General features: G+C 69.2%; 21 protein-coding genes and 1 pseudogene. 18 read left to right on the top strand and 4 right to left on the bottom strand.

Annotated features, from left to right (window positions below):
- Positions 1 to 34: 34 nt before the first annotated feature.
- Positions 35 to 268, bottom strand: coding sequence for a hypothetical protein (locus UCD39_RS06560; protein WP_330495249.1), 234 nt, complete (start codon positions 266 to 268; stop codon positions 35 to 37).
- A 114-nt stretch (positions 269 to 382) separates the two neighbouring features.
- Between UCD39_RS06560 and UCD39_RS06555 the strand changes: the two genes are divergently transcribed.
- From UCD39_RS06555 to galE, 3 genes are all read left to right on the top strand, one after another.
- Positions 383 to 1102: a hypothetical protein gene (locus UCD39_RS06555; protein ID WP_330495248.1), complete on the top strand. Its 720-nt coding sequence runs from the start codon at positions 383 to 385 to the stop codon at positions 1100 to 1102.
- Positions 1093 to 1650: a hypothetical protein gene (locus tag UCD39_RS06550; protein WP_330495247.1), complete on the top strand. Its 558-nt coding sequence runs from the start codon at positions 1093 to 1095 to the stop codon at positions 1648 to 1650. Before UCD39_RS06555 ends, UCD39_RS06550 begins: the two co-directional genes overlap by 10 nt.
- Positions 1651 to 1733: 83 nt before the next feature.
- Positions 1734 to 2756 carry a UDP-glucose 4-epimerase GalE gene (gene galE, locus UCD39_RS06545; protein ID WP_330495246.1) on the top strand — a complete coding sequence of 341 codons (1023 nt, stop codon included), beginning with the start codon at positions 1734 to 1736 and terminating at the stop codon, positions 2754 to 2756.
- A gap of 48 nt (positions 2757 to 2804) precedes the next feature.
- Here the strand turns inward: galE and UCD39_RS06540 are convergent, their stop codons facing one another.
- Entirely contained in the window at positions 2805 to 3998 is a 1194-nt protein-coding gene (locus UCD39_RS06540) for an amino acid aminotransferase (protein ID WP_330495245.1), read from the bottom strand.
- A gap of 153 nt (positions 3999 to 4151) precedes the next feature.
- Here UCD39_RS06540 and UCD39_RS06535 point away from each other — a divergent pair, with 153 nt between their 5' ends.
- From UCD39_RS06535 to UCD39_RS06495, 9 genes are all read left to right on the top strand, one after another.
- A complete protein-coding gene (locus UCD39_RS06535) occupies positions 4152 to 4622 on the top strand; it encodes an Lrp/AsnC family transcriptional regulator (protein WP_145729309.1) in 471 nt (156 codons plus the stop codon).
- Positions 4623 to 4836: 214 nt separating this feature from the next.
- Positions 4837 to 6144, top strand: coding sequence for a homogentisate 1,2-dioxygenase (gene hmgA, locus UCD39_RS06530; RefSeq protein ID WP_330495244.1), 1308 nt, complete (start codon positions 4837 to 4839; stop codon positions 6142 to 6144).
- Positions 6141 to 7460, top strand: coding sequence for a fumarylacetoacetase (gene fahA, locus UCD39_RS06525; RefSeq protein ID WP_330495243.1), 1320 nt, complete (start codon positions 6141 to 6143; stop codon positions 7458 to 7460). Before hmgA ends, fahA begins: the two co-directional genes overlap by 4 nt.
- 23 nt (positions 7461 to 7483) lie before the next feature.
- The gene (locus UCD39_RS06520; RefSeq protein ID WP_330495242.1) at positions 7484 to 8179 is read left to right on the top strand and encodes an SDR family NAD(P)-dependent oxidoreductase; all 696 of its coding nucleotides are present in this window, start codon (positions 7484 to 7486) and stop codon (positions 8177 to 8179) included.
- A gap of 46 nt (positions 8180 to 8225) precedes the next feature.
- Complete coding sequence (locus tag UCD39_RS06515) at positions 8226 to 8474, top strand: 4a-hydroxytetrahydrobiopterin dehydratase (protein ID WP_330495498.1); 249 nt, start codon at positions 8226 to 8228, stop codon at positions 8472 to 8474.
- A gap of 148 nt (positions 8475 to 8622) precedes the next feature.
- The gene (locus tag UCD39_RS06510) at positions 8623 to 9213 is read left to right on the top strand and encodes an ANTAR domain-containing response regulator (RefSeq protein WP_330495241.1); all 591 of its coding nucleotides are present in this window, start codon (positions 8623 to 8625) and stop codon (positions 9211 to 9213) included.
- Positions 9210 to 10241: a CmpA/NrtA family ABC transporter substrate-binding protein gene (locus UCD39_RS06505; protein ID WP_330495240.1), complete on the top strand. Its 1032-nt coding sequence runs from the start codon at positions 9210 to 9212 to the stop codon at positions 10239 to 10241. Before UCD39_RS06510 ends, UCD39_RS06505 begins: the two co-directional genes overlap by 4 nt.
- On the top strand, positions 10238 to 10660 hold the full coding sequence (locus UCD39_RS06500; RefSeq protein ID WP_330495239.1) for a DUF6678 family protein: 423 nt from the start codon (positions 10238 to 10240) through the stop codon (positions 10658 to 10660). The genes UCD39_RS06505 and UCD39_RS06500 overlap by 4 nt, the downstream gene beginning before the upstream one ends.
- On the top strand, positions 10650 to 10814 hold the full coding sequence (locus UCD39_RS06495) for a type II toxin-antitoxin system CcdA family antitoxin (protein ID WP_330495238.1): 165 nt from the start codon (positions 10650 to 10652) through the stop codon (positions 10812 to 10814). The genes UCD39_RS06500 and UCD39_RS06495 overlap by 11 nt, the downstream gene beginning before the upstream one ends.
- Before the next feature lie 117 nt (positions 10815 to 10931).
- Here UCD39_RS06495 and UCD39_RS06490 read toward each other — a convergent pair whose 3' ends face one another.
- The gene (locus UCD39_RS06490) at positions 10932 to 11354 is read right to left on the bottom strand and encodes a DUF1842 domain-containing protein (RefSeq protein ID WP_330495237.1); all 423 of its coding nucleotides are present in this window, start codon (positions 11352 to 11354) and stop codon (positions 10932 to 10934) included.
- Between the two features lie 166 nt (positions 11355 to 11520).
- Positions 11521 to 13218, bottom strand: a complete 1698-nt coding sequence (locus UCD39_RS06485) for a bifunctional protein-serine/threonine kinase/phosphatase (RefSeq protein WP_330495236.1) — start codon at positions 13216 to 13218, stop codon at positions 11521 to 11523.
- A 430-nt stretch (positions 13219 to 13648) separates the two neighbouring features.
- On the opposite strand from UCD39_RS06485, the gene UCD39_RS06480 reads away from it, so the two are divergent.
- The 6 genes and pseudogenes from UCD39_RS06480 (at position 13649) to cobA (ending at position 21168) form a co-directional block, all read left to right on the top strand.
- A complete protein-coding gene (locus tag UCD39_RS06480) occupies positions 13649 to 14860 on the top strand; it encodes a nitrate/nitrite transporter (protein WP_330495235.1) in 1212 nt (403 codons plus the stop codon).
- A gap of 41 nt (positions 14861 to 14901) precedes the next feature.
- A complete protein-coding gene (nirB, locus tag UCD39_RS06475) occupies positions 14902 to 17373 on the top strand; it encodes a nitrite reductase large subunit NirB (RefSeq protein WP_330495234.1) in 2472 nt (823 codons plus the stop codon).
- Entirely contained in the window at positions 17373 to 17711 is a 339-nt protein-coding gene (gene nirD, locus UCD39_RS06470) for a nitrite reductase small subunit NirD (RefSeq protein WP_442943578.1), read from the top strand. The genes nirB and nirD overlap by 1 nt, the downstream gene beginning before the upstream one ends.
- Positions 17711 to 17839 (top strand): annotated as a pseudogene (locus UCD39_RS06465) (hypothetical protein); the annotation flags it as partial. The gene nirD and the pseudogene UCD39_RS06465, both read left to right, overlap by 1 nt.
- 133 nt (positions 17840 to 17972) lie before the next feature.
- Positions 17973 to 20396 (top strand): molybdopterin-dependent oxidoreductase, encoded by a 2424-nt coding sequence (locus UCD39_RS06460; RefSeq protein ID WP_330495232.1) that lies wholly within the window; start codon positions 17973 to 17975, stop codon positions 20394 to 20396.
- Positions 20377 to 21168 carry a uroporphyrinogen-III C-methyltransferase gene (gene cobA, locus UCD39_RS06455; RefSeq protein ID WP_330495231.1) on the top strand — a complete coding sequence of 264 codons (792 nt, stop codon included), beginning with the start codon at positions 20377 to 20379 and terminating at the stop codon, positions 21166 to 21168. The genes UCD39_RS06460 and cobA overlap by 20 nt, the downstream gene beginning before the upstream one ends.
- Positions 21169 to 21179: the final 11 nt, after the last annotated feature.

The following is a 21179-nucleotide window of genomic DNA, read 5'->3' as shown; positions in this document are numbered from 1 at the left end:
GGGGCAAGCGAAGCCGCTGATGTGGTGGTTGAAATCAAACAGGACCGCCGTCGACCCGCCAGTGACCAACCTGTGACCGGCGCGGCTTTACCTGACCCATTTCAGTCACAGGCGCTACCACCACGAAAAAAGGCATACGCCCTTTAATGATTAGGCGGCCCTGTTTTGTCACAGCACGGAAAATTTGCGCCAGTCCATGATGAATTACTTCGCAACGGCCGCAAATGGGGACATCCGTGCTGTCAAGAATTCCCAGCGCAGCGCTCATGGACAATAGTCCAGCTGCCAGCGCCACCGTTTCATCCACCGATGTCCCCGTCTCACCGTCAGACGGCCGCGATGGGGGGCGGAGCCTGCGGGCGACTGGCCCGTGGGCGACTGGATGGCGGAACGTATCGGCTCCCGACGGGGATCGGCGGACGCCGGCAAGGTCGGCGTGGTGTTCCTGACCCAGGACATCACCGACGTCAGCACCATCAAGCGCGTGCGGGAGTTCCTGGACAATGGCCTGCCCGTCCTGGTCCTGGGCTTCGAACGGGCGCGGTACAACAGCGGTTACCGCCCGCCCTGGCCGCATGTGCTGCTCGGTCGCACCGTGGACGGCAAGTATGCCCACCGGCTGCAAGCCTTGGCGGGCGCCTTGCGCGTCATCTTCCGCAACCGCGCGCGCCTGACCGACGCCACCGTCCTTTACGCGCGCAACATCGACCAATTGCTGCTGGCGCTGGTGATGAAGTGGTTCATCAGTCGCAAGGCCGAGCTGGTTTACGAGGTGCTGGACATCCAGCCCATGTTCGTGGCCCACGGCCTGCGCTCCCTGGCCCTGCGCCTGGTGGAACGGCTGTGCCTGACCCAGGTCAAGCTGCTGGTCCTGTCCTCACCCGGCTTCCATCGTCATTATTACGCGCCGACGCAGAAGTTCCGCGGACCGTGGCTGCTGGTGGAAAACAAGCTGCCCCGGCCGGGCTTGCCGGAGCGCCCGTCGCCCCTGCCCGCCAGCCCCGCCCCGGCATCCACCGGCACGCGGCCGGTGATGCCGCCGGACCGCCCCTGGGTCATCGGCTATTTCGGGCTGATCCGGGGGAGCAGACGGTGGACCTGATGCGCCGCCTGGCACAGCGCCTGCCCGACCGGCTGCAAATCCGCTTCCGGGGCGTGCTGACCACCGTGGATGAGAAGAGCTTCTTCAAGACCTTGGAGGCCTGCCCCAACATCCTGTACGGCGGGCGCTACGACCACCCCGGCGAATTGGCGGACATGTACGCGGGCGTCGATTTCGCCTGGGCGCTGGATCTGGAGAACACGGAGCACAACTCACGCTGGCTGCTGCCCAACCGGTTCTACGAGGCTGGTTATTTCGGCGTGCCCTGTCTGAGCGTCCGGGGTTTCGAGGTCGACCGACTGGTGACGCGCCATGACGTGGGCTGGGGCTTCGACCAGCCCCTGGAAGAGACCATGGTGCGCTTCTTCCAGGATCTCTCGCCCGAGGACTATGAGCGCAAGCGGCAGCGCCTGCTGTCCCTGCCCGACGAGACCTTCGTCGCTGGTGAGGAGATCCGGGCTCTGTGCCGTTTTTTCGCCCGGCGGGCCGGGGCCCCACGGGAACAGCCCCCGCTTGAAGGCGGGATGCGCCCCAGCCCCGCGTCCTGACATTCGCCATCGGCCATGTCGCCGGGGACCCACCAGAAGCCCCCCGGAGTTGTCGGGGAGAAGACTGTGAAGGGATAGAGGCAATGAGTGACACTGTGGTGGTGACCGGCGGTGCCGGCTTCATCGGCAGCCATGCCTGCAAGGCGTTGGCTAAGGCGGGGTTGAGCCCCGTCACCTATGACAATTTGAGCCGGGGCCCCCGCGAGGCCGTGCTGTACGGCCCGCTGGAGGTTGGCGACATCGGCGACGTGGCGCGACTGGGCGACGTACTGCGCGATTACCAGCCCTGCGCCGTCATGCACTTCGCCGCCTACGCCCATGTGGGCAAGTCCGTCGGCGATCCGCTGCTCTACTATCGCAACAACGTCGCGGGCTCCATCGCCCTGCTGGAGGCCATGCGCGACGCCGGCGTCGGCAACCTGGTGTTTTCCAGCACCTGCGCCGTCTATGGCGTGCCCCAGCGCGTGCCCATCACCGAGGGGCACCCCCAGGCGCCCATCAACCCCTATGGCGCCAGCAAGCAGATGATGGAACGCATCATCGCCGACTGCGAGCCCGCCTGGGGCCTGCGCGCCGTCGTCCTGCGCTATTTCAACGCCGCGGGGGCCGATGCCGACGGCGACCTGGGCGAGAACCATGATCCGGAGCCGCACCTCATTCCCAACGTGCTGGACGCGGCGCTGGGCCGCAAGGACGGGCTGACCGTCAACGGCGCCGACTACCCCACGCCGGACGGCACCTGCATCCGCGACTACATCCATGTCAGCGACCTGGCCGACGCCCACGTCCTGGCGCTGAAGCATCTGCTGGACGATGGGCCGTCCATGGCCCTGAACCTGGGCAACGGCAACGGCTATTCCGTGCGCGAAGTCATGGAGGCGGCGGAACGGGTGACCGGCCTGCCCATCCCGTGGCATGTCGGGCCGCGCCGGCCCGGCGACCCGCCCGCCCTGGTGGGTGACGCGACGCAAGCGCGACGCATCCTGGGCTGGACGCCGGAGCGCGGCAGCCTGGACATCCAGATCGCCGACGCCTGGCGCCGGCGCCTGCGGGAGTTGCAAGCCCCCCAGGAACCGGCCATGACCTCCGTCCGCAAGACGGCCTGACCGCTTCCGGGAATGGACAAGGGGGGGCAGGAAACCGCCCCCCGACCCTCAGCGCACGGCGCGCAACGCGTCGATGAACTGCGGCACGGTGTCCAGTGTCAGGCCGGCCAGGTTGGCGCGGCCGGAGCCCACCATGTAGACGGCGTGTTCGCGGCGCAGCGTGGCCACCTGGTCCGGCGACAGCGGTAGCAGGGAGAACATGCCGCGATGGTGGCCCAGCGGCGCCAGCCAGGGGTCACCGGCCGCCAAGGCCTGGCGCACTCGGTTGATGCGGGTGCGCATGCCATCCAGCTCCGTCCGCCAGTCGGCGGTCAGGGCGGCATCGTCCAGGATGACGCGCACCAGGGCGCCGCCATGGTCCGGCGGCATGGACCAGTTCACCCGGGCCAGCAGCAGGATGTTGGACCGCATCAGTTCGGTGCGCGCCGGCGTGCCGCCTTTGGCGTACAGGGCGCCCACACGCTCCCGGTACAGGCCGAAATTCTTATCGCAGGAATAGGCCAGCAAGGCGTCCGGGGCGGCATCCAGAACCAAGCGGGCGCCAGCGGCATCCTCCTCCAGACCATCGCCCAGACCCTGATACGCCAGATCGATGAGGGGAATCAGCCCCCGTTGGGCCACCACCTCGGCCACCGCCCGCCACTGGGAATGGTTCAGGTCGGCACCGACGGGGTTGTGGCAGCAGCCGTGCAGCAACACCACGTCGCCGGCGGCCGCGCCCTGCAGCGCGGCCATCATCTCATCAAACAGGACGGTCTGCGTCGCCTGATCGTAATAGCGATAGGTCGCCACCGTCAGGCCGGCGGCGGTCATGATGGGCGCGTGGTTGGGCCAGGTGGGCGTGCCCAACCAGACCTTGGCACCCGGCCCCTTGGCGTTTTTCCGGGCGGCGTTGATCAGCTCCGCCGCCAGGCGCAGAGCGCCGGTGCCACCGGGGGTCTGCACCCCGACGAAGGTATCGGCCGGCACGGCCCTTCCGAACACGATGGGCTGCAGCAGTTCGGCATACCGAATGTCGCCTTCCGGACCCAGATAGCTCTTGCTGCCTTGGGTTTCCAGCAAGCGGGCCTCGGCAGCCTTCACGGCCCGCATCACCGGCGTCGCCCCGCTATCGTCACGGTAGACACCAACACCCAGATCCAGCTTGTGGGGCCGGGGATCGTCCCGGTGCAAGGCGATCAGGGACAGCAGCGTGTCGGCGGGCTGCGGCGCCAGCGCGTCGAAAAGCGTCGGGGCGGACATGAAGCGGAAACTCCCTTATGGGCGGAGCGGGACGCCCGACGGCGGCACCGCTATTGTTGCTGAATGATTTTATGCGAAATCCATGACAATGTCCTTTCATTGCCACAGGTTCTGGCACGATTATAGGAACCGTATTTCACGAGGTGGTGCGGAATGAAAGAGATTGATCAGTTTGACGACATCGATCATCGCATCCTGCGCGCCCTGCAGCGCGACGCGAGCCTGAGCCACGCCGCCCTGGCGGAACAGGTCGGCGCGTCCCCCGCCTCGTGCTGGCGGCGCATCAAGGCGCTGGAGGCCGCCGGCATCCTGGGCCCGGCCGTACGCCTCGTGGACGCGGCCAAGGTGGGCCGCGGCGTCAGCGTCATGTGCCAACTGCGCATGAAAAGCCATGCCACCAAGGACCGCCAGGAGTTCGAGGCCTTCATCCAGACGCGCGGCGAGATAATGGACTGCCACAGCATGTCCGGCGAATGGGACTATCTGATGCGGGTGGTGGTGGCCGACGTCGCCAGCTACGAACGCTTTCTGATGCGCGAGTTGCTGGCCCACCCGGCCGTGGCCGCCGCGGCATCGCATTTCGCCCTGAGCCAGGTGAAATACACCACCGCCCTGCCGATCTGATCAGCCTGTTTCAAGCGGAGCGGTTCAGCCGCGAAACCTTTGCAGCGGCACGCGGTTGGGGCAGCACGATTGAAAGGTTCTCGCGAGGCGGCGGGTGTACACTGGTGGCCACCTGGGTGCCACGGCCTGAAACGCCGCCCATATTCATTTGACAAGCGTGTCGGATGACCCCTTATATCGTTTCAAATGAAACGATCTGGTGGAGGCAATCGCCATGACCTTGGATAATGGCCCCCTGGAAACCATGAGCGGGTTCGGCAACGGCTTTGCGACGGAGGCGGTGCCCGGCGCCCTGCCAGTGGGCCGCAATTCTCCCCAGAAAGCCCCCTTTGGCCTGTACGCCGAGCAGGTGTCGGGCAGCGCCTTCACGGCCCCGCGGGCGGAGAACCGCCGGTCCTGGCTGTACCGCTTGCGCCCCACCGCCAGCCATGCGCCCTTTCAGCCATATGTGCGGTCCAGCCTGCTGCGCTCCGGCCCGTTTGACGAGGTGCCACCCACCCCGAACCGCCTGCGCTGGGATCCCCTGCCCCTGCCCGACGCCCCCACCGACTTCATCGACGGCCTGGTGACCTATGGCGGAAACGGCGACGCGGGCGCCAACAGCGGCATCGCCATCCATCTCTACGCCGCCAATCAGCCCATGGCATCCAGGGTGTTTTACAACGCGGACGGCGAGCTGTTGATCGTGCCGCAGACGGGCCGCCTGCGCCTGGAGACGGAGCTGGGCCGGATGGAGGTGGCGCCGGGGGAGATCGCGGTGGTGCCGCGCGGCGTGCGTTTCCGCGCCCTGCTGCCGGACGGCCGCGCCCGGGGCTATGTCTGCGAGAATTACGGCCCCCCCTTCAAGCTGCCCGACCTGGGGCCCATCGGCGCCAACGGCCTGGCCAACCCGCGCGATTTCCTGACCCCCGTCGCCTGGTTCGAGGATGTGGATGAGGCCACGGAGGTGGTGCAGAAGTTCCAGGGCCGCCTGTGGACCACCACCCTGGACCACAGCCCCCTGGACGTGGTGGCCTGGCACGGCAACCTGGCGCCGTACACGTACGATCTGGCGCGGTTCAACACCATCAACACCGTGTCTTACGACCATCCGGACCCGTCCATCTTCACCGTGCTGACGGCGCCGTCGGAAATCACCGGCACGGCCAATTGCGACTTCGTCATCTTCCCACCCCGCTGGATGGTGGCGGAGGACACGTTCCGCCCGCCCTGGTTCCATCGCAACGTCATGAACGAATTCATGGGCCTGATCCACGGCCAGTACGATGCCAAGGCCGGCGGCTTCGCCCCCGGCGGCGCCTCGCTGCACAACTGCATGAGCGGCCACGGCCCCGACCGCACCAGTTATGAGCGGGCGGTGGCGGCGGACCTTAAGCCCCACAAGATCGAGAACACCATGGCCTTCATGTTCGAAAGCCGCTGGGTCATCCGCCCCACCCGCTTCGCCGTCGAAACGCCGCTCATGCAGCTGGACTATGACGACTGCTGGGCGGGCTTCACCAAGGCCGAACTACCGAAATGACCCCTCCTGTGATCGACGAGACGCACAACCCGGCTCTGACCAGCTGGGTCGCCAGCGCCAACGGGCATACCGACTTTCCCATCCAGAACCTGCCCCTGGGCGTGTTCAGCACCCCGAATGAGGCGCCACGCGGCGGCGTCGCCATCGGCGACCAAGTGCTGGACTTGGCCAGGGCCGGCCGTTCCGGCCTGCTCACCGGGGCGGCGCTGGACGCCGCCATCGCCGCCAGCGGGCCGACGCTGAACCCGCTGCTGGCCCTGGGCGCGGGACCCCGCCGGGCCTTGCGCCGCCGCCTGTCACAGCTGTTGGCCAGCGGCAGCGACGAACGGGGCGACGTGGAAAACCTGCTTTACCCGGCCGCGGACTGCACCCTGCATCTGCCGGCACATATCGGCGGGTACACCGATTTCTATGCCGGTATCCATCACGCGCTGAACGTCGGCCGGCAGTTCCGCCCCGACAACCCGCTGCTGCCCAACTACAAGCATGTGCCCATCGGCTATCACGGCCGCGCCTCCAGCGTGCGCGTAACCGGGACGGAGGTGCGTCGTCCCAACGGCCAGCGCAAACCCCCAGACGCGGACGCGCCGACCTTCGGCCCCAGCCAGCGCCTGGATCTGGAGCTGGAGCTGGGCATCTGGATCGGGCCGGGCAATGAGCTTGGCACCCCCATCGGCATTGGCGAGGCGGACAGCCACATCGCGGGCCTGTGCCTGCTGAACGACTGGTCCGCCCGCGACCTGCAGGCGTGGGAATACCAACCGCTGGGCCCCTTCCTGGCCAAGAACTTCCTGACCACCGTGTCGCCCTGGATCGTGACGGCGGAGGCGCTGGCCCCCTTCCGCACGCGCCAGCCGGCGCGGGCGGCGGACGATCCCCGGCCCCTGCCCTATCTGTGGGATGAGGCGGACCAGGAGCACGGCGCCTATGGCATCGAACTGTCGGTGCAGATCCGCACGCCCCGGATGCGCGAGGCGGAACTGCCCCCACACCGCCTGGGCACCGGCCCCGCCACCAACCTGTATTGGACGGCGGCGCAGTTGGTGGCGCACCACACCTGCAACGGCTGCGACCTGAACCCCGGCGACCTGCTGGGCACGGGCACCATTTCCACCCCCGATGACAGCGGCGTAGGCAGCCTGTTGGAATTGACGTGCGGCGGTAAAGCGCCCATCACCCTGCCAACCGGGGAGACGCGGACCTTCCTGGCCGATGGCGACGAGCTTATCCTGGCCGGCCGCGCGGTGGCCGAGGGCTATGTCGCCATCGGCTTCGGCGACTGCCGGGGCCAGGTGGCGCCCGCCCCAGCCCTGTAATAACGAAGGAAGGGAAGACCATCATGACCCAGCAAAAGGTCATCATCACCGGCGGCGCCGGGGTCCTGGGCGGGGCGGTGGCCAAGGCCTTCCTGGCGGCGGGCCACCGCGTCACCGTGGTCGACCATGCGCCGGCACCGGCCGTCGTGACCGATGGCGTGCTGCACCTGGGCGGCGTGGACCTGACGGACGAGGCCGCCGCCCGCACCGCCTTCCTCCAGGCCAAGGTGGCCATGGGCGGGGCCGACGTGGTGGTGAACGTGGCGGGCGGCTTCCGCTGGCAGACGGTGGCGGAGGGCGACCCCACCACCTGGGAAAAGCTGTTCGCCCTCAACGCCCGCACCTGCCTGAACATGTGCCGGGCCGCCATCGTGCCGGAGTCTGAGGGCGGGCTGGCCAGCGGCGGCGCCATCGTCAATGTGGGGGCCGCCGCGGCGGAAAAGGCCGGCGCCGGCATGGGCGCCTATGCCGCGTCCAAGGCCGCCGTGGCCCGGCTGACCGAAAGCCTGGCCGCCGAACTGGGCGGGCGCATCCGCGTCAACGCCGTGCTGCCCCTGGTCATGGACACGCCGCAAAACCGGGCGGACATGCCAACCGTCGATCCCAAGACCTGGACCGCCACGGCGGCGGTGGCCGACGCCATCGTCTTCCTGGCCAGCCGGGCCGCCCGCGCCATCAACGGCGCGCTGGTCCCCGTCACCGCCCCCACCGCCGACTGAAGAGGCCCATCATGGTCAAGCGCCTGGACGCCGCCAATCTTCCCCCCTGCCCGGCTGGACCGTGACGCCGGAGGGCGACGCCATCACCCGTCGCTGCGTCTTCACCGACTTCACCGCCGCCTTCGGCTTCATGACCCAGGTGGCCCTGCTGGCGGAGAAGGCGGACCACCACCCGGAATGGTTCAACGTCTACAACCGCGTGGACATCCGCCTGACCACGCATGACGCCGGCGGCCTGTCACAGCGCGACGTGGACCTGGCCCGCGCGATCGACCGTCTGCTGCCGGTTCTCTGAGCGGACCGACACGATCAACATCACCGTGCTTGCGCACGGGCAGCATCACCGCGCTTGCGCACGGTCAGCGTCATCGCGCTTGCGCGCGGGGGCTAAGGGCGATTAGAGGTGGTTGCCTCCGCCACCCCAATTCCCCCGTGTGCCGCCGGTGAAAGTCCTTATCGCCGACACCGTCCACCCCGCCGATCCCGGCCGCATCGTCGAGGCGGACCTGATGGCCGCCGGCGCCACGGACATCGTCCGTTTGGGGCCTGGGGAACTGCTGGCCGACGCCGTGGCGCGGACGGTACCGGACCTGGTGATCGTGGACATGGCCCGTCCCGACCGCGACGGGCTGGACGACATCCGCGCCATTTCCCGTCACGATCCCCGCCCCATCGTCATGTTCGTCGACCAGGACGACCCCGCCTTCATGGAGGCGGCGATCGAGGCCGGCGTCAGTTCCTACAACGTCGTCGGCGCCTCGCTGCCCGTGCTGAAGCCGGTGGTTCAGGCGGCGGTGGCCATGTTCCGCCGCTATCGCCAGGTGGAGACCAGCCTGCACAAGGCCGAGACCTCCTTGCGCGAGCGTGAGGTGGTGGACCAGGCCAAGGCCCTGCTGATGCGCCAACGCGGCATGGCGGAGCCGGACGCCTATCGCTGGCTGCGCCGCCAGGCCATGGAGCAGAGCCGCAAGCTGGCCGCCGTGGCCGCCGACATCGTGGCCGCCGCTGAACAGAAGAAGGGAGGCGGGTCATGACCCTTCCACGCCCCATCCGCATCGGCCTGCTGCGCCTGACCGACAGCGCCCCCGTCATCCACGCCCAGGCCGCCGGCCTGTTCGCGGCCGAGGGCCTGGACGTCACCCTGTCGGTGGAACCCAGCTGGGCCAATCTGGCGGACAAGCTGTCCTATGGCCTGCTGGATGCGGCGGTCATGCTGCCGCCCCTGGTGCTGGCCATGGCACTGGGCCTGCGCCCGGCGGCGGCCCGATTGATCATCCCCATGAGCCTCAGCCAGCACGGCAACGCCGTGACGCTGTCCAATGAATTGGCCGGTGCGATCCTTGAAGGGGGGCGCCCCACGGCCGCCGAAGCCGGCCGCCGCCTGGCCACCCTGCTGCGGGGCCGCGCCCGCGTCACCTTGGCGGTGGTCCATGCCTGGTCCACCCACGCCCTGCTGTTCAAAAGCTGGCTGCACGCCGCCGGCATCGACCCCCAGGCCGACGTGGATTGGGCCATCGTGCCCCCGGCCGACAGCGTGGCCGCCATCGAGGCCGGGCGCATCGACGGCTTCTGCGCCGGCGCCCCGTGGGGGGCGGTGGCGGCGGCGGCCGGCGTGGGCCGCACCGTGGCCCTGTCGTCGGACATCATGCCCGGCCACCCGGAAAAGTGCCTGGCGGTGCGCGAAGTCTGGGCGGAGGAGCAGCCCGAAGCCCTGCACGGCGTCCTGCGCGCCCTGCTGCGCGCCGCCGCCGACTGCGCCGACCCCGCCAACACCCCCGTCCTCGCCGCCACCCTGGCCCAGCCCGCTTTCCTGAACCTGCCGCCCGAGATCATCGCCGCCTCCCTCCCCGGCGGCGCCCGTGAGGGCGTGGGCCAGGACACCGACGCCTGCGTCTTCGGCGCGGCCACCCGCCCTACCCTGGACCAGGCCCGCTGGTTCCTGGACCAGATGGCCCGTTGGCGCGACCTGCCAGTCAGCGCGGCCGAGGCGGAAGCTCTGGCGGCGCGCATCTATCGGCCGGACTTGTATGACACGGCGGCGGGCGTGGGCGATTCAACATGACCACCCTGGCCGATGATCTGGCCCGAGACCGGCGCACCGCCCGCCGCTTGCCAGCGTCGGTGATGTCCAATGCCAAGTGGCGCCACCTGTTCACCGCTTTGCGGGAAAGCGGTCTCGATATCCCGCAGGTGCTGGTGAAATTCATTGACGTCGAGGACATGAAAGTCCTGGGGCCCGTCTGGCTGGCGGGCATGCCGCACGCCTTCATCGACAGCTTTAACTACGGCCCGTTTCCCTTGGTCTCGATCGAGTGGCTGGAATTTCCCCGCCATACGCGCTTGCCCCGATCTGGCGGCCTTCCGCCCCAGGAATACGCGCAGGACATTGACGCCATCCGGGCTTGCCTTGAAGCTACGGGCAAGCAGTTTTCTCTTGAGCAAACCGCCCACAGCCTACGGGTGCTTGGCCATGTCAGATGACAAGTTTCCCTGCGACCGCCGCACGATGGCGCGCACGCCAATGAGCAAAGAGCAAGCCGCTCAATGGTTGGCCGATAACAAAGACGCCATTGCTGATTGGAACGCTTTCGTCGAGAAGAACGGCCTTCCGCTGGCCGACTATCGGCTGTTCTAATCCCGCGCCAGGTGAGAACTGGGCCGGGACATCGGCGTCAGCATCTTCCGCCAAAAAGAAACGGCCGCGCCCATGTGGGGGCGCGGCCTTGAAGTCTGGGGAACGGGTGGAAGAAATTCAGGCGGCGTGGACCGGCTGTTCCACCACATGCCAGGGACCGCTGAGATCCGTACGGTACTCGTAGCGGATGACGCCGGAGGCGTAGTTGGGTTCCAGCACCAAGATGGCCTTGTAGTTCTGCGGGATAACCGGGCCGATGCCGGCCTGCGGCGGCCAGTGGATTTCCGGCCAGCCGTTCAGGTCGATGCGGATCTTGGAGCCTGGGCCCGTCACGGTCTCATAGATCAGGGTGCCGGTGACGTGAGAAGCCACGTGCAGCGGCGGGTTGGTCGCCTGGGTTACCAGAGAATAGCCCGTCACCTCGCGCTTGGGCGTGTAGACCGTCAGATTAAGCGTATCCGTCGGGGCGCCAGGCGCGCCGCCCGAATGCAGCGTCAGGTGGAAAAGGCCAGCCAGTTGCTTGACGTCGGTGGTGCTCATGATTGGGTTTCCCTTAGAGTTTTCGGGTCGCTTGGTGGATCGCCGGGCTCTGGGTCGCCACAGCGATACACAACCATAGGTGCGAAAACCTGAAAGACTCAATCGAATGAGTTTAAAGCGTATAAGTTGTTATTCTCATAAATCACCACTATCGGATAGGTTCGCCCTAATCCCGCACCAGTGACAGGATCAGCAGGACCAGCAGCGCCAGGGCCGTCAGCTTCCAGAAGCGCACCGGGTCGCGGTCGTAGAGGGAGCGGCGGCGGGTGGGGCGCGGCGCGGGGTGGGCGGCGCCAGCCTCCAGTTCCAGCGCGAACTCCAGCACGTCGCCGTGGCGATCAGCCGGATTGGCGGCCACGGCCTTCATGACCGACAGGTCCAGCCAGGTGGGCAGGTCCGGCCGGCGCTGCTGCAAGGGCACGGGCGCGCCGAAGCGGGGGCGCTGGAAGGGTTCGATCTCGCCGTAGGGATAGGCGCCGGTGAACAGGTGATAGACGGTGACGCCCAAGGCATAGAGGTCGGTACCCTCATCCCCCGGCTCACCGGCCAGCAGTTCCGGGGCCATGTAGCTGGGCGTTCCCGGGATCTGCTCGGCCGGGAAGTCCTCCATCCCCGGCAAACGAACCACACCCAGGTCGATGAGGCGCAGGCCCCCGGCGCCGTCGATGATGACGTTGTCCGGCTTGATGTCCCGGTGGATGATGCCGGCGCGGTGCAGGGCCGCCACCGCCTTGGCCAGCTTCACCGCCAGGGGCACGCCCTCCGCCACGCCCACGCGCGGCGGCGCGGCCAGGCGTTGCGCCAGGGTTTGCCCCGGGTAATAGGGCATGACGGTATATAGCCGCGTCTGCCGGCCGGGCGGCACCTCCACCACCTCCCCCAGCCAGGGGCTGCGCACCCGCGCCGCCACCCAGCCTTCGCGCACGAAGGCCAGGCGGTAGACGACGTCGTCCGCCACCGTGGGCTTGGGGAACTTCAGCACCAGCGGTGCCTCCTTCCCCACCGGTTCCGTCAGGAACAGGGCGCTGTAGCGGCCATCGGACAACGGGCGGCCGACGCGATAACCGTCAACGACATCGCCCGGCTTGGGCAGGGGCAGGATGGGCAGCTCCGCTGTCAGGTCGGCCAGTTCATCCCGGTCGGCGGGTGGCAGCGCCACCACGTCGATGACCAGGGCGGTGGCGTTGTCATGGCTGCCGGCCGACAGGGCGGCCGCCACCATCTGCTGGCTGGCCGCCTCCGGCGTCGGCTCCGACGCCGCCAGGCGGGCGAGGTCGCGGGACGACAGCACGCCGTGGACACCGTCGGTCAGCAGCACCAGACGGTCGCCCTCGCGCAGGGGCTCGGCGGTGTAGTCGGCGCGCAGCGCGTCCTCCAGCCCGATGGCGCGGCGCAGGATGTGGCGCTGGTCCGGACCGCTGTGCACATGATCCTCGGTCAGCAGGCTGAGGCGGCCGTCGCGCAGGCGGTACAGGCGGGTGTCGCCCACATGCAGGATATGGGCGCGGCGGTCGCGCAGGATCACGGCGGTCAGGGTGGTGGCCATGCCCGTGCGCTCCGGGTCCACCCGGCCCTGGGCATGGATCCAGCGGTTGATGGCCTCCGCCGCGTGCGCGGCCGCCCGCCGCACGCCCAAGGTCTGGCGTTCGCCCAGATAGAAATCGATGAAGGCGCGCACCGCCAGCTCCGCCGCCACGCGACCACCGGGCGCCCCCGACACGCCATCGGCGATGGCGGCCACCGCCCCCTGGCGGCTGCGCTGGGTGGCGGTGCCCAGGCACACGCCCACGTAGTCCTCATTGCGCGAGCGGCGGCCGGTTTCGCTGCACCACCCCGCGCGCAGGTCGATCTGCCCCGCCCCCATCCGCGCCCACCTCCGCCTATTGCCTATAATTTGATCATATGCGCGACCCGCTTAGCGATTGTGCATAAAATAGGCAAATACGCCGCCCGCCGCCTCGCCAAAACCCCAGGTTTTCCGCGACGGCGAAACTGGCACGGCGGTTGCGAAGAAGATTACACGAGCAGGGGGCCAAAAGGTTCTTTTCTGCGTCGGGGCGGCCCCAACGGCGGGGTGGCCCCGCCTCCGGGATGATGCAATGGCGCGCATCCCATGTGGTCTGATCGGCGGGTCAACGGCGGCCTGTCAGCGTCCGGTTCCACCGGGCCCTACCCCACACGCAGGCCCATTTCGGCCTGACCCCGATCCACCACCCCCTTCTGGTGATAGGCGGCGCCCGACCCGTGGCAGCCCCGTCGCCAAAGGCCCGCAGCCCTGCCCGGAGGCGCACCCGATGAACAAGAGTTTCCTGAAGGCTGGACATCTGCCGACCCTGTTCGCGGCGTTTCTCTATTTCGACATGAGCTTCATGGCCTGGGTCATCCTGGGCCCGCTGGGCGTGCTGATCGCCAAGGATCTGGGCCTGTCGCCGGCGCAGAAGGGCCTGATGGTGGCGGTTCCCGTCCTGGCCGGCGCCTTCTTCCGCGTCATCAATGGCATCCTGGTGGATCACCTGGGCCCCAAGCGTACCGGCCTCCTGGCGCAGGTGGTGGTGATCGCCGGGCTGGTCGCCGTCTGGTACTTCGGGGTGCATAGCTTCAACGCCACCCTGCTGACCGGCACCATCCTGGGCGTGGCCGGCGCCAGCTTCGCCGTGGCCCTGCCGCTGGCCTCGCGCTGGTATCCGCCGGAGCACCAGGGCACGGCCCTGGGCCTGGCGGGCGCCGGCAACTCCGGCACCGTGTTCGCCTCGCTCTTCGCGCCGGCCCTGGCCGTCGCCTATGGCTGGAACAATGTGCTGGGCCTGCTGGCCATCCCGCTGACCCTGACCCTGCTGGTCTACACCGTGCTGGCCAAGGACAGCCCGGAATGCCCGCCGGCCAAGTCGCTGGCGGAATACCTGGCGGTACTGAAGATCGGCGACGCCTGGTGGTTCATGTTCTTCTACAGCGTCACCTTCGGCGGCTTCGTCGGCCTCGCCTCCTCCCTCACCATCTACTTCAATGACCAGTACGGCCTCAGCCCCATCACCGCCGGCTACTTCACCGCGGCCTGCGTCTTCGCCGGGTCCCTGGTACGCCCCATCGGTGGTGCGGTGGCCGACCGCATCGGCGGGGTGCGCTCGCTGACCGTCATGTACACCATCGCCGCCAGCGCCCTGGTGGTGGTCAGCTTCGCCCTGCCGCAGGCCTGGATGGCCCTGGCCGTCTTCGTGGTCGCCATGCTGGCCCTGGGCATGGGCAACGGCGCCGTGTTCCAGCTGGTGCCGCAGCGCTTCCGCCGCGAGATCGGCGTCATGACCGGCCTGGTCGGCATGATGGGCGGCGTGGGCGGCTTTTACCTGGCCTCCAGCCTCGGCTACTCCAAGCAGCTGACCGGCGGCTACCAGGCGGGCTTCCTGCTGTTCGCCCTGCTGGCCCTGGCCGCCCTGGTCGGCCTGACCGGGGTGAAGCGCCGCTGGCGCACCACCTGGGGTTCCGCCGCCCTGGGCGCGGCCCGCGTCTGATCCCGACGTTACAGCTTTAAATTCAAGGGAAGGGTTCCCCCATGGACACGCATATGCCCCCGCGCCAGAAGCTGGTGGTCGTCGGCAACGGTATGGCCGGCATGCGGACGGTGGACGAACTGCTGAAGCGCAACCCGCTAAAGTACGACATCACGGTCTTCGGCGCCGAACCGCACGTCAACTACGACCGCATCATGCTGTCATCCGTGCTGGCCGGCGAAAAGGACCTGGAGCAGATCGTCATCAACCCTCGCTCCTGGTATGAGGAGAATGGGATCGAGCTGATCACCGGGGACGCGGTGACGGCCATCGACACCCAAGCCCGCACCGTGACGTCGGCCAGCCGCCGGGTGGTGGCCTATGACAAGGTCCTGCTGGCCACGGGGTCCCGCCCCATCGCCCCACCGGTGCCGGGCCTGGACCTGCCCGGCGTCTGCGCCTTCCGCGACATCGCCGACGTCAACACCATGATCAAGGCGTCGGAGGAACATAAGCGCGCCATCGTCATCGGCGGCGGCCTGCTGGGGCTGGAGGCCGCCAACGGCCTGCTGCGCCGGGGTATGCAGGTGGCTGTCGTCCACCTGATGGGCACCATCATGGAACGCCAGCTGGACAAGGCGGCGGCCGAGCTGCTGCAGCGCGAGCTGGACGAGCGCGGCATGAACTTCTTCACCAACGGCCAGACCGAGGAGATCTTCGGCGAGGGCCGGGTACAGGGCGTGCGCCTGGCCGATGGGCGGGAGATCCCGGGCGACCTGGTGGTGCTGGCCATCGGCATCCGCCCCAACATCGACCTGGCGCGGGCCGCCGGCCTGGCCATCAACCGCGGCATCGAGGTGGGCGACGACATGCGCACCTCCGTCCCCGACATCTTCGCCGTGGGCGAGTGCGTGGAGCATCGCGGCAAGACCTATGGCCTTGTGGCCCCGCTATGGGACATGGCCAAGGTCTGCGCCGACCACCTGGCGCGCGAGGACGCCACCAGCGACTACGTCCCCGCCGCCATGGCCACGCGCCTGAAGGTCACGGGCATCGACGTCTTCTCCGCCGGCGATTTCATCGGTGACGAAACGACGGAGGAGGTGGTCTTCCGCGACGCCGCCCGCAACACCTACAAGCGCCTGGTGCTGCGCGACGACAAGCTGGTGGGCGCCGTGCTGTACGGCGACGCCCAGGACGGCGGCTGGTACTTCCAGCTGCTGCGCGAGGACAAGCCGCTGGGCGAGCTGCGCGATACCCTGATCTTCGGCCAGGCCTTCGCCAGCCTGGCGGCCGGCGCGCCCGCCGCCGACCCCACCGCCGCCGTGGCCGCCCTGCCCGATGAGGCCGAGATCTGCGGCTGCAACGGCGTGTGCAAGGGCAAGATCATGGGCGCCATCGCGGAGCATGGCCTGACCACGCTGGAGGGGGTGCGGGCCCGCACCAAGGCGTCCGCCTCCTGCGGCAGTTGCACACCCCAGGTGGAACAGTTGCTGGCCCTGTCGCTGGGCGACGGCTACGCCAAGCCCACGGGGGAGAAGCCGCTGTGCAAATGCACGACCCACAGCCACGACCAGGTGCGCCGCGCCATCGTGGATCAGGAACTGCGCACCATGCCGGCGGTCATGTCCACCCTGGGCTGGTCCACGCCCGACGGCTGCCATGTCTGCCGCCCGGCACTGAACTTCTACCTGCTGGTGGCCTGGCCCGGTGAGTATCAGGACGACCAGCAGTCCCGCTTCGTGAACGAGCGCAACCACGCCAACATCCAGAAGGACGGCACCTATTCCGTGGTGCCGCGCATGTGGGGTGGCCTGACCACGGCGGATGAGCTGCGCGCCATCGCCGACGTGGTGGACAAGTACGCCATCCCCACGGTGAAGGTGACGGGCGGCCAGCGCATCGACCTGCTGGGCGTGACGCGCGAGCAGTTGCCCCTTGTGTGGAAGGATCTGAACGACGCCGGCATGGTCTCCGGCCACGCCTACGGCAAGGCGCTGCGCACGGTGAAGACCTGCGTAGGCTCTGAATGGTGCCGCTTCGGCACGCAGGACAGCACCGGCATGGGCGTGAAGCTGGAGCGCATGACCTGGGGGTCCTGGCACGCGCACAAGGTGAAGCTGGCCGTATCCGGCTGCCCGCGCAACTGCGCCGAGGCCACCATCAAGGACTTCGGCGTGGTGGCGGTGGACAGCGGCTGGGAACTGCATGTCGGCGGCAACGGCGGCATCCACGTCCGCGCCACCGACCTGTTGTGCAAGGTGACGACGGAAGGTGAGGTGCTGGAATACTGCGGCGCCTACCTGCAGCTCTACCGGGAGGAGGCGCGCTATCTGGAGCGCACGGCGCCCTGGATCGAGCGCGTGGGCCTGGCCCATGTGAAGCAGCGCATCGTGGACGATGAGGCCGGCCGCAAGGCGCTCTACGCCAAGTTCCTGTACGCCCAGAAATTCAGCCAGGACGACCCGTGGGCCGAGCGCGCGCCGGGCAAGGCGGCCGCCGCCCCCTTCCGCACCCTGGCGACGGTGGAGTGATGATCATGGACAGCGTTGGTATCGAGGGCCGCTGGGTCGAGGTGGGCGCCGTGGACGACATTCCCCGCCAGGGTGCGCGCGTGGTCGCCACCCCCCGGGGCGATGTCGCCGTCTTCCGCACCCTGGACGACGCCGTCTTCGCCGTGGACGACCGCTGCCCGCACAAGGGCGGCCCCCTGTCGCAGGGCACGGTGCACGGCCATGCCGTCACCTGCCCCCTGCACAACTGGGTGATCGACCTGGAAACGGGCGAGGCCTGCGCCCCCGACGAGGGCTGCGTCACCCGCATCCCCGTGCGGGTGCAGGATGGTCGTATCCTGCTGGCCATGGTGGCGTGATGCCGGAGGGGATGGCACGGGACGCTGAAGCCGGTGCCCTTGCCGGCACCGTCCGCTCCACCTGCCCCTATTGCGGCGTGGGCTGCGGCGTCGTGGCCCAGGCCGATGGCCGGGTGGTGGGCGACACCGACCATCCCGCCAACCGGGGCCGCCTCTGCTCCAAAGGGTCCGCCCTGGCAGAGACGCTGAAGGATGGAGAGCGGCTGACCCGCCCCCTGATCGACGGCCGGGCGGCGGACTGGACCCAGGCCCTGGATTCTGGTGGCCCAGCGCTTCAAGGCCACCATCGCCGAGCATGGGCCCGACAGCGTCGCCTTCTACGTCAGCGGCCAGTGCCTGACGGAGGATTACTACGTCGCCAACAAGCTGATGAAGGGCTTCTTCGGCAGCGGCAACATCGACACCAATTCGCGGCTGTGCATGGCCTCCTCCGTCGCCGGCCACAACCGCGCCTTCGGCGCCGACGTGGTGCCGGGGACGTATGAGGATCTGGAGCTGGCGGATTTGGTGGTGCTGGTGGGCAGCAATTCCGCCTGGTGCCACCCGGTGCTGCACCAGCGCCTGCTGGCCGCCAAGGCGAAGCGCCCCCTGCGCATCGTCGCCATCGACCCGCGCCGCACCGCCACCTGCGAGGATGCCGACCTGCATCTGGCCGTGCGCCCCGGCGCCGACGTCGCCCTGTTCAACGGCCTGCTGGCCCATTTGGCGGACCAGGATGCGCTGGACCACACCTGGATGGCGGCGCATGCGGAAGGGTTCGAGCCCGCCCTCGCCGCCGCCCGCCAGACGGCCGATCAGACCGCCGCCCTCACTGGTCTTGACCCGGCGGACCTGGCCCGCTTCTACCACTGGTTCGCGTCCACCTCGCGCGTCGTCACCGTCTATTCCCAGGGCGTGAACCAATCGTCCGTGGGCACCGACAAGGTCAACGCCATCATCAACTGCCACCTGGCGACGGGGCGCATCGGCAAGCCCGGCTGCGGCCCCTTCTCCATCACCGGGCAGCCCAACGCCATGGGCGGGCGCGAGGTGGGCGGGCTGGCCAACCAACTGGCCGCCCACATGCGCTTCGACCAGCCCGAGGCCATCGACCGTGTCCGCCGCTTCTGGCGGGCGCCCAACCTGGCGACCAAGCCGGGGCTGAAGGCCGTGGAGATGTTCGACGCCGTGCTGGACGGCCGCATCAAAGCCCTGTGGATCATCGCCACCAACCCCGCCGACAGCCTGCCCCGCGCCGATAGGGTGCGGGAGGCGCTGCGCGCCTGCCCCTTCGTCGTCGTCTCCGACTGCTGGCCCAACGACACCACGGCCCTGGCCGACGTGGTGCTGCCGGCGGCGGGTTGGGGGGAGCGGGACGGCACGGTCACCAACTCCGAACGGGTCATCAGCCGCCAGCGCCCGTTCCGCGCGGCCCCGGGCGAGGCGCGGGCCGACTGGCGGGTGCTGGCCGCCGTGGGCCAGCGCATGGGCTGGAAGGACGCGTTTTCCTGGACCAGCCCGGCAGCGGTGTTCCGGGAGCATGCCGCCCTGTCCGGCTTCGAGAACGCCGGCAGCCGCCCCTTCGACATCAGCGGCCTGGCCATGCTGACCGACGGGCAGTACGACGCCCTGGCGCCGGTGCGCTGGCCCGTGCGCTGGGCGGGGGATGAGGGCGGGCGTCTGTTCGGCCAGGGCGGCTTCGCCACGCCCAGCGGCCGGGGCCGCCTGGTGCCCACCCCCTGGCGCCCGCCCGCCAGCCGTACCGACGACGCCTATCCCCTGGTACTGAACACCGGCCGCATCCGCGACCAGTGGCACACCATGACCCGCACCGGCCGCGTGCCCCGCCTGCTGGCCCACACGGGGGAGCCGCGCGCCGCCCTGTCCCCCGCCGACGCCGCGCGCCTGGGCGTCACCGACGGTGATCTGGTGCGCATTGAAAGCGTCCACGCCGGCACGGTGGTGCGCGCCACCGTCGACGCCGGCCAGCGGGTGGGGGAGCTGTTCCTACCCATGCACTGGACGGATGAGTTCTGCTCCGCCGGCCCCGCCGGCCGGCTGGTCAATGCGGCACTGGACCCCGTCTCCGGCCAGCCGGAGCTGAAGCTCACCGCCGTACGGGCGGAGGCGGTGCCGGTGGCCTGGCGCGGCCTGCTACTGCACCGCACCGCCGTGCGGCCCCAGGGGGTGGCCTATTGGTCGCGCGTGCCGCTCAGCAACGGCCACGCCTTTGAGCTGGTGGGGTCGGACGCCCTGCCAGCGGGGGCGGCCCTGACGCGCTTCGTCGAGGGCCTGCTGCACCCGCCGGCGGGTGCGGAGTGGCTGCAACTGACCGATGCCGGGCGCGGCCTGCTGCGCGTCGCCATCCTGGTGGATGGCCGGCTGGAGGCCTGCCTGTTCCTGGCCGCCGGCGACGGTGCCCAATTGCCGTCCCGCGACGTGCTGGCGGCCCTGTTGGGTGACCGGGTCCCGGACGCCGCGCGGCCCAGCCTGCTGTCCGGCCGCCCCGCTTCTGGTGTCAGGCCCGCCGGCCGCACCGTCTGCGCCTGCTTCTCCGTCGGCCTCACCACCATCCGGGAGGCCATCGTCGCCAACCGCCTGACCTCGGCGGAGGAGATCGGCGCCTGCCTGAAGGCCGGCACCAACTGCGGGTCCTGCATCCCCGAACTGAAGGAGATCCTGCGCGATGTCCATGCCTCCGCCTAACGGCACCGGCCGCGCCAGTCTGGTGGGCGCCGGTCCCGGCGATCCCGAGCTGCTGACGGTCAAGGCCCTGCGCCGCATCGAAAGCGCGGACGTGCTGCTGTACGACAAGCTGGTCGACCCGCGCATCCTGGACCTGGCCCCGGCCCATGCCCGGCGCATCGACGTGGGCAAACGCTGCGGCCGGCACGAGATGAGCCAGGCGGCCATCAACCGCCTGATCGTCGCCCATGCCCAGGCGGGCGCGCATGTCGTGCGCCTGAAGGGCGGCGACCCCATGGTCTTCGGCCGCGCGGGCGAGGAGCTGGAGGCCCTGGCCGCCGCCGGCGTGGTGGCGGAGGTGGTGCCCGGCATCACCGTGGCCTGCGCCGCCGCCGCCGGCATGGGCATGCCCCTGACCCAGCGCGGCTACAGCCGCAGCCTGCACCTGATCACAGGTCACGGTGCCGACGAGGTGCTGCCCGCCCACGACTGGAACGCCCTGGCCGCCTGCGACGGCACCATCGCCATCTATATGGGCGGCCGCACGCTGGGCCAGGTGACCCAGCGCCTGCTGGCCGCCGGCCTGGACCCCAGCACCCCGGCCATCGCCATCGAGAACGCGACCCTGGCGACCGAGCGCCGCCTGCCCGGCACGGTGGCCGACATCGCCGGGCGGGTGGTGGCGGCGGCGGTGACCGGCCCCACCCTGGTGCTGGTGGGACGGGTGGTGGCATTGCGGCGGCGGGACGCGGTAGAGTCCGCGATGAACGAGGTGCGCTCCCGCGCCGCCTGATCGTCATCCGA

It is taken from the genome of Nitrospirillum karajorum (assembly GCF_036348415.1).
Lineage (GTDB): Bacteria > Pseudomonadota > Alphaproteobacteria > Azospirillales > Azospirillaceae > Nitrospirillum > Nitrospirillum amazonense_B.
The sequence above is the reverse complement of the archived record's forward strand: the minus strand, read 5'-3'. Positions and strand labels throughout refer to the sequence as shown.